This is a genomic window from Enterobacter sp. KBR-315C3_2022 (assembly GCF_041399425.1).
In the GTDB taxonomy this organism is placed as follows: Bacteria; Pseudomonadota; Gammaproteobacteria; order Enterobacterales; family Enterobacteriaceae; genus Enterobacter.
Window position 1 is genome coordinate 1 of the sequence record NZ_JBGKEB010000045.1, and the last position, 8,136, is coordinate 8,136.

The 8,136-nt window shown below is 49.3% G+C and carries 6 protein-coding genes and 3 pseudogenes; 7 read left to right on the plus strand and 2 right to left on the minus strand.

The window, feature by feature from the left end; translation table 11 throughout:
* Window positions 1-754: RNA-guided endonuclease InsQ/TnpB family protein (locus AB8804_RS22905; RefSeq protein ID WP_371190224.1), on the plus strand; the 754-nt coding region annotated here is incomplete at its 5' end.
* A 48-nt stretch (window positions 755-802) separates the two neighbouring features.
* Here AB8804_RS22905 and AB8804_RS22910 read toward each other — a convergent pair.
* Window positions 803-952: pseudogene (locus AB8804_RS22910) on the minus strand (RNA-guided endonuclease TnpB family protein); the annotation flags it as partial.
* A 332-nt stretch (window positions 953-1,284) separates the two neighbouring features.
* Here AB8804_RS22910 and hha point away from each other — a divergent pair.
* Both hha and AB8804_RS22920 read left to right on the plus strand, forming a co-directional pair.
* Window positions 1,285-1,488 carry a hemolysin expression modulator Hha gene (hha, locus tag AB8804_RS22915; RefSeq protein ID WP_371190225.1) on the plus strand — a complete coding sequence of 68 codons (204 nt, stop codon included), beginning with the start codon at window positions 1,285-1,287 and terminating at the stop codon, window positions 1,486-1,488.
* A 341-nt stretch (window positions 1,489-1,829) separates the two neighbouring features.
* A complete protein-coding gene (locus AB8804_RS22920; RefSeq protein WP_371190226.1) occupies window positions 1,830-2,729 on the plus strand; it encodes a polysaccharide deacetylase in 900 nt (299 codons plus the stop codon).
* Between the two features lie 111 nt (window positions 2,730-2,840).
* Here the strand turns inward: AB8804_RS22920 and AB8804_RS22925 are convergent.
* Window positions 2,841-2,978, minus strand: a pseudogene (locus tag AB8804_RS22925) (transposase); the annotation flags it as partial.
* A gap of 343 nt (window positions 2,979-3,321) precedes the next feature.
* Here AB8804_RS22925 and AB8804_RS22930 point away from each other — a divergent pair.
* The 4 genes and pseudogenes from AB8804_RS22930 to AB8804_RS22945 all read left to right on the plus strand — a co-directional run.
* Entirely contained in the window at window positions 3,322-4,509 is a 1,188-nt protein-coding gene (locus tag AB8804_RS22930) for an efflux RND transporter periplasmic adaptor subunit (RefSeq protein ID WP_371190227.1), read from the plus strand.
* On the plus strand, window positions 4,506-6,446 hold the full coding sequence (locus AB8804_RS22935) for a MacB family efflux pump subunit (protein WP_371190228.1): 1,941 nt from the start codon (window positions 4,506-4,508) through the stop codon (window positions 6,444-6,446). The genes AB8804_RS22930 and AB8804_RS22935 overlap by 4 nt, the downstream gene beginning before the upstream one ends.
* Window positions 6,447-6,449: 3 nt before the next feature.
* Complete coding sequence (locus AB8804_RS22940; protein WP_371190229.1) at window positions 6,450-7,820, plus strand: TolC family protein; 1,371 nt, start codon at window positions 6,450-6,452, stop codon at window positions 7,818-7,820.
* Between the two features lie 28 nt (window positions 7,821-7,848).
* A pseudogene (locus tag AB8804_RS22945) lies at window positions 7,849-8,136 on the plus strand (transposase); the annotation flags it as partial.

Sequence of the window (8,136 nt, forward strand, 5' to 3'; positions counted from 1 at the left end):
CAGCCAGTCATGCGGTAAATGGTACGTCAGTATCCAGACCGAATACGAAGTGGCTGATCCGGTTCACAAAGCGGAGTCAATGGCCGGACTCGATGCAGGAATAACGAAACTCGCCACACTTTCAGATGGGACGATATACCAGCCCGTAAACAGTTTTAAATTAAGCCAGCGCAAGCTGGCAAAGCTCCAGCGCCAGTTAAGCCGCAAAGTTAAATTCAGTGCCAACTGGCAGAAGCAGAAACAAAAAATCCAGCGTCACCACTCGCACATTGCCAACATCCGACGCGATTACCTCCACAAAGTCACCAGTGAAATCAGCAAAAACCACGCGATGATCGTCATTGAGGACTTGAAGGTAAGTAACATGTCGAAGTCGGCAAAAGGTACGTCAGAGAAGCCCGGACGAAACGTCAAAGCCAAATCAGGTCTGAACCGCGCGATACTGGATCAGGGCTGGTATGAAATGCGTCGCCAGCTTGAGTACAAGCAACGCTGGCAGGGGGGTCAGGTTCTGGCGATACCTCCGGCATATACCAGCCAGCGTTGCGCTTGCTGTGGTCATACAGTGAAGGAGAACCGCCTTTCACAAAGTCGATTCGAGTGCCTTGAATGCGGATATACCGGGAACGCCGATATAAACGGCGCTCGTAACATTTTAGCGGCAGGACATGCCGTACTTGCCTGTGGAGGGATGGCGCATTCAGGCCACCCGTTGAAGCAGGAACCCACCGGGGTGATTCAGGCTTCGGTCTGAACGCTGCAGGAATCCCCGTTCTTCAGGGCGGGGAGGATGTCAATCAGGCTGGCGAACAAACTTGCCCCAACTTGCGTCTGCTATCACTTTGGACAGTTTCGGATTGCGGATAATGTTCTTCACTTTCAGAAATTCGACGCAAACAACTTGGTTTTCGTTAATGAGTTTACGGGATAGCTTATGCAAGCTATAGGTACGTTTCATGGCTGACAAAACAAACGAAAATTTGTAAGTCATATTGACGAAGGTCAAAGAATGTTAAACAGTTACGGCGCTTATATCCACGCCCACATAAGTAGAGACTTTAAGCTCAACATCAGTAACCATTGCAAAAACGGATCCTACAGCACTTTTCAAATGAAACTCGTCCTTCAAAGCACGTTTTTAAACTTGAATTTTAAATATTACATTAACGACCCTCGGATTTTAATGTCACTGTTACTAACATAACTACTTGCCCCATGACAAAGAATTACTTCTATACTATCATTTCTAATGTAGTTCTGCATGAAACTGATAAGGAAGATTATATGACCAAAATGGACTGGCTCCTTAAGCTACGAAAAGTACGTGAGCTGGATACGCTCGAGAAAATTATCGACAAGAAAAAGTACGAACTTACTGACGCTGAACTTGCCATCTTTTGGGGTGCTGCCGATCATCGACTGGCAGAACTGACCATGAATCGTATATTTGATCGCGTACCCGCTGACATATGGCGATTTATTATTTAATAAGTTTGACGGGATTGTAGGGAGCTTTTTTATAAGCCCAGGCTTAATGTCAACTTAATGAAATCCCTACACGTCTCGATAATATATTTTAATTGATATCGCCTATGCTAAAGTCGTTAGCACCATAACTACTGAGAATTTACGAGCGGCAGTGTTGGTTCTCATGTTTCATTATTGAACTTTAAGTGTGTAATCAATGACGCAAAGACATCTATGGACCATGTGACCGGTGGATGAGAAAGCCTCATACCAGTCCTAGATGCTATGCTTAACTGTTAGTCATTTTTGTAAATACTGTATTAAGTTCTTAGCACACAGCCGCAACAAATGAGGGGTATGCAATGAGTACAGCTGACTGGATGTCTCAGCTAAATCACCATGGGCGCTATGAATATCGTGGTTTAAATATTCAAAAAAAGTACTTCTGGCCTGGCAATAAGCGGCTTGCGGTCTACATAGCTATGAATCTCGAACATTTCTCTTTTGGCTGTTCTGAAGGGGCCAAAATCTCGAAAGATGCCAACCGACTAGATGTGCTTAACTATTCTTGGCGAGACTATGGCAATCGTGTGGGAGGTTGGCATCTTGCAGAGCTGTTTGATCGGCTCGAAATACCGCCGAGTATTATCTGTAATACATCTATTCTTGATTATTGTCCGCAGCTCCTTGAGCGTTGGCTATCAAGCGGCCAAGGGGAGCTTATTGCTCATGGCCATACCAACTCTGAACGTCAGGGCGAGCTGGATTTAAGGGCAGAGAATGAAATGATCGCCCTTTGCCAGCATCGTCTAAGCAATTGGTCAGGGAAAAAGGTCGCTGGCTGGCTCTCACCATGGATTTCTGAAAGCTATGATACGCCTGAACTGCTTCATGAAAATGGGTTTAGCTACACTCTCAACTGGTCGCACGACGATCGTCCCGGGTCGTTTTATACTCGTAACGGTTCGTTACTTTCAATACCATATCCTCAAGAAATTAACGATATTCCCAGTGTCGTTCCAAATGGTGTTTCAGCAGAGGTGTTTTGCCAGATGATTCTTGATCAGCTTGCTGAAATGCTGGACCGCAGTGAGCGGCAGACCTTAGTCATGGGTATATCCTTACATCCGTATATATTTGGCCAGCCGTTTCGCTTCTGGCATTTAAAAAAAACTTTAGCGAATCTTGCCGCGCAACGCGATAAATTTTGGCTGACGACGCCGGGTGAAATAGCTCACCATTATCAATGCAACGCCATGTAACCTTTGAATCGCTGAGGATGTTCTAGACGACTTACGAGTAGTTGATAATAATAATTTACATATTCCGTCAGTGGACTTCCATCTGAGCTACTGACGGCTCTTTGTTTGTGGAAAAGTTTTTATACATGCATAAAGACTGTGGGCAGTGATATTGAGACGTTTTGCAACATTGGAAACAGGATGGCCACGATCAATAACTTGTTGCACATCTTCAATTCTACACTCTTCAGGATAATGCTTGCTGCCCATATATACCTTGGAGCCATTTTAGGTGTCTGTTCAACCTGTAACGATTCAACGCAGTTACAACTATCTGATATGGAGGAATGGTGATAGTACATCCCGGCAGAGGCTCTGTATTGAACACGCCAGTAGATAAAGTAAACTGGAACCATCTTGGCTCTTTAACCTGATGAAGGGCTTTTCTAATTATTAGCATTTAGGAATTTTCTGCGGTTCTGGCGTAAAACCCTATTAAAGAACGGGCAAAAAAGTAGAGGATAAAATGCACAGTGTTTAGCTCCAGTAGAGACTGAGGCGTTCACTATGAGAAACTAGAGCACCGTTTTCATCGTTATGGAAAATCAGCACAATGCTAATGAAATACCTCTCTCGCCGCATCGTATTCTTTGCCGTGGCGCTGTTCATCGTTCTTCTCATCGTTTTTTTCCTCTTTCTCAGAACCCCTGATGTGCCGGAATATGTTACGGCTCTGGTACGCAAAGGTAATATCGAAAATTCCGTACTGGCGACCGGCCGTATTGACGCGATTGAACGTGTAAACGTAGGTGCGCAGGTATCAGGTCAGGTGAAATCACTGAAAGTAAAGCTGGGCGACCACGTGACTAGAGGGCAGTTGATTGCCGATATCGACGACGTGCCTCAACGTAACGATTTGCGCAACGCCGAAGCCGCGCTCAATGAAGTGAAAGCCGAACTCCAGTCGAAGCAGGCACTTCTGAAACAGGCTGAACTGCGTTTTAAACGCCAGCGTCATATGTTAATTGAAGATGCCAGTTCGCGTGAAGATTTTGAGTCTGCGGAAGCAACGCTTGCCACAACGCGCGCTGATTTACTGTCTCTGAATGCCAAACTGGTTCAGGCGCAGATAGAAGTGGATAAGAAAAAGGTAGATCTTGGCTATACGCGAGTTGTAGCGCCAATGGATGGCATTGTTATCGCAGTCGTCACTCAACAGGGGCAGACTGTCAACTCAAGCCAGAGTGCTCCTACCATTATCAAGCTGGCGCGTCTGGACGTCATGACCATTAAAGCACAGATTTCCGAGGCTGACATCACCCGTATTTACGCAGGCCAAAAAGCTCGTTTCACTATCTTCTCCGAGCCGGACAAGCACTATGAAGCGACGTTGCGTACAGTTGAGCTGGCACCGGAGTCGGTGATGAAAGACGACTCACTTGCCAGTAGTAGTTCGGCATCAGGCTCCGGTACCTCAAATGCGTCCGTTTATTACAACGCTCTGCTTGACGTACCTAACCCAGAAAACCGACTCCGTATTGCCATGACGGCGCAGGTTACGCTTCTTGCAGACGAAGCCAAAGATACGCTGTTAGTACCAATTCAGGCCGTGCGCAGAGCCGAGGGACATAAGCAGCAGGTTCAGGTGCTGGCAACTGACGGCAAGCTGGAAACCCGGTATGTTAAAACCGGCATCACCAACAGCGTGGATATTCAGATCCTCGAAGGCTTAAAGGTCGGGGAAAATGTTGTGCTGTCGCAGCCGGGTGAGAAAGCGCCTGGAGAAGGATTTGTACTGTGAGAATCATCATTGATTTAAAAGGTATTAGCCGAATTTATGGCAACGGTGGCCAGGCATTGACCGTCCTGAAAAACGTCGATTTAACAATCGCGGCCGGAGAAATGGTGGCGATCATCGGCGCTTCAGGTTCGGGAAAATCAACGCTAATGAACATCATGGGCTGTCTCGACGTACCTGACAGCGGCGATTATTACATCGGCGGGAAAAATGCTGCCCACCTTTCGCCTGATGAGCTGGCCAGAGTGCGCCGGGAACATATCGGGTTTATCTTCCAACGCTACCATTTGATGCCTGACCTTAGTGCGCTTGGCAACGTTGAGATCCCGGCAATTTACTCCAACAGCGAACGCGACAGCCGTCGGCTGCGTGCGACCGCACTGCTTGGCAGACTTGGGCTGGAAGGGCGTGAGCACCATAAACCCGGCGAACTTTCAGGCGGTCAGCAGCAGCGCGTCAGTATTGCACGATCGCTGATCAACGGCGGAGAGATAATCCTTGCGGACGAGCCTACTGGCGCGTTGGACTCGCAGTCCGGGCAAGAAGTGTTAGCTATCCTGAGCGAGCTTAATCAGCGTGGCCATACTGTAGTAATGGTGACCCACGATATGAAGGTCGCCCGGCACGCGAAGCGTATTATCGAGCTGCGTGACGGCGAAATTATTGCTGATAGTGGCAGTTGCGTAACTGCGACAGAAACGCTGCCGCTGCCGAGCAGAATACGGCAAAGCCGTTGGCAAACGCTGCTCGATCGTACGCGTGAATCGCTGCAAATGGCACTAAAAGCGATGAATGCGCACCGCTTACGCACCACGCTAACCATGACCGGAATAGTTTTCGGTATTGCCGCCGTTGTTACCGTCGTGGCATTGGGTGAGGGAGCCAAGCAGAAGACTCTAGAGAATATTAAAGATTTGGGAACCAACGTGGTCAGCATTTATCCCGGGCGTGATTTTTTCGATGATAGCATCGAGAGCATTCGAACGCTGGTACCTGCGGACGCAGATGCGCTGGCGAAGCAGGGATTTGTCGATAGCGTAAGCCCGGAAGTTAGCGCCACAGAAAACATTCGTTTTCTCGGTAAATCCGCAACTGCTTCCATTAATGGCGTTGGGCGGGATCATTTCCGGGTAAACGGTATTGAGTTGTTGCAGGGGGCTACCTTCAGTGACGATCGCAGCGCCCTGCAGGAGGTCATTATTGATGAGAACGCCCGCAAGGCGCTTTTCGACGACGCGGGGCTACAGGCGCTGGGGCAAATTATCTTCCTTGGTTCAGTACCGGCACGTGTAGTGGGCATCGCCAAAAGCAACAATCGGAGCTATGCGCCAAACCGCATTACCGTGTGGATGCCCTACAGCACGGTGATGTATCGCATGGTAGGCGAACCAATTCTAACCAGCATTAGCGTTAGACTTAAGGACAATGTGGCTAACGAGGCGGCGGTTAGTGCCATCTCCCAACTGTTAACCCAGCGTCATGGCGTAAAAGACTTCCAGCTCTATAACTTTGAACAAATAAGAAAATCTGTGGAGCGCACTTCAATGACCTTCAGTATTTTGATTTTGATGGTCGCCAGTATATCGCTAATGATCGGCAGTATCGGGGTGATGAACATAATGCTGGTCTCAGTGGCGGAACGGACGCATGAAATTGGTGTACGCATGGCGGTAGGCGCGAGACGCAGCGACATCATGCAACAGTTTATGATTGAGGCCGTGTTGGTTTGCCTGATTGGTGGTGCGTTAGGCATTGCGCTGTCGTATGCAACAGGCGCGCTATTCACCGCTCTGGCGGGGGGGGTGTTCACGGCTATATATTCGTGGCAGGCCGCCGCCACCGCGTTTTTCTGTTCAACCTTAATCGGCATGATCTTCGGTTATCTCCCAGCCCGCAAGGCAGCAAGGATGGACCCGGTCGTTTCACTGGTCAGCGAGTAACCTATGAGAATTTTATCGCCTTTGGCTTTATGCCTTACTACCATGCTCAGCGCTGGCTGTGCAAACGTGCTGAAAAGCGACTACCGCGCTCCTGAAGTGAACTATCCCGCCAGCTGGAACAAGAGCGATATGGCCGGAGATCCAACCCCGTTTGACTGGAAAGCGTTTAACGATCCTCATCTCGAGAACTGGCTCCGCCAGGTGATGGCAAGTAATAACGACGTGGCTCTAGCCGTGCTGCGGGTGTACCGGGCACGACTGGATGCGGAAAGAGTAGGTATCACCAACGATCCCGGACTAAAAGCTTCACTGGATGTGGACGGAAAAAACCAGCTTAATAACTCGTCCGGCTGGGCAAAAAGCAGCTCTGCCAGCCTCAGTACGAGCTATGAACTGGATCTCTGGGGCAAAATTGCCCGTCAGCGTGATGCGGCGGAGTGGGCAAGTCATGCGAGCGAAGAGGATTTTCGCTCCGCGCGCCTGTCGCTGCTTGCAGACGCAAGTGATAATTACTGGCGCATCAGCTTTGTGAACCAGCAGATTTCTATCCTCCAGCAGAGTATCACCTATGCAAAAGATACGCTGCGTCTAGCCGGGGTTCGCTATCGTGCGGGAGATACCTCATCGTTGGATGTGGTTGACGCACAACAAAACCTGCTCGCGCAGGAAAACCGTCTTACCAGACTGCAGCGGGAGCGTTTGCAGGAACTCAATCAGCAGGCTGTCTTGCTTGGCGCCGCGCCAGGCAACCCGGTAGTCGAACCAACAACTCTGCCAAAAGGAAGCCTGCCGAAGGTAAATGCGAATATTCCTGCCAGCGTGCTGATGCACCGGCCTGACATCAGCGCTAAAGAGTGGCGAGTGCGTGAGGCGCTGGCTACGGTTGATATTAAGCGTACTGAATATTATCCTGCATTCAGCCTGACCGGCGCTCTCGGTACCAGCAGTTCTTCGCTGCTGACGTTCCTGCATAATCCGGTCGGCTCCGTAGGTGCTAACCTGACGCTGCCGTTCCTGGAGTGGCGGCAGCAAGGTGTCGAGATAAAAGTTGCCCGTAACGATTACGAACAGCGAGTGCTGGAGTTTAAAAAGCTACTGTATAAGGCGATGAGCAGCATCGAAGACGAGCTTTCCCTGCGTAATCAGCTTCTGGCTCAGGAGACAAGGCTTCGGGAGGGACTGGAGCTTGCGCGTAAGTCGGAGCGGTTAAACGAAGTGCGTTACCGGCAGGGTGCAGCACGAATCTCATTCTGGCTCGATGCTCAGGAAAAACGCCGTCAGGCGGAACTGCAACTGGCTGAAAACCGCTTTAATCAGTTGCAGAATCTGGCAAAAATTTATCTCGAGTTTGGCGGGTCGTCTACCTTTCCTTAAGTCTTGCTAATTTCGAATGGGTTCATATGTTGCAAATGGAATTGTATTTGAGCCCGTCAACAGCTTCAAAACCAATCAGCTCAAGCTGGCAAGGCTACAGCGCCAGTTGAGCAAAAAGGTAAAGTTCAGCAGCAACTGGAAAAAACAAAAAGGCAAGATCCAGCGCCTGCATTCGCATATAGCCAACGCCCGCCGAGATTACCTTCACAAAGTCACCAGTGAAATCAGCAAAAACCACGCGATGATCGTCATTGAGGACTTGAAGGTAAGTAACATGTCGAAGTCGGCAAAAGGTACGTCAGAGAAGCCCGGACGA

Coding starts and splice junctions, on each gene's coding strand:
- AB8804_RS22940 (WP_371190229.1), top strand. CDS start 6,450: ATGAGAATTTTATCGCCTTTGGCTTTATGCCTTACTACCATGCTCAGC.
- AB8804_RS22930 (WP_371190227.1), top strand. CDS start 3,322: ATGCTAATGAAATACCTCTCTCGCCGCATCGTATTCTTTGCCGTGGCG.
- AB8804_RS22920 (WP_371190226.1), top strand. CDS start 1,830: ATGAGTACAGCTGACTGGATGTCTCAGCTAAATCACCATGGGCGCTAT.
- hha (WP_371190225.1), top strand. CDS start 1,285: ATGACCAAAATGGACTGGCTCCTTAAGCTACGAAAAGTACGTGAGCTG.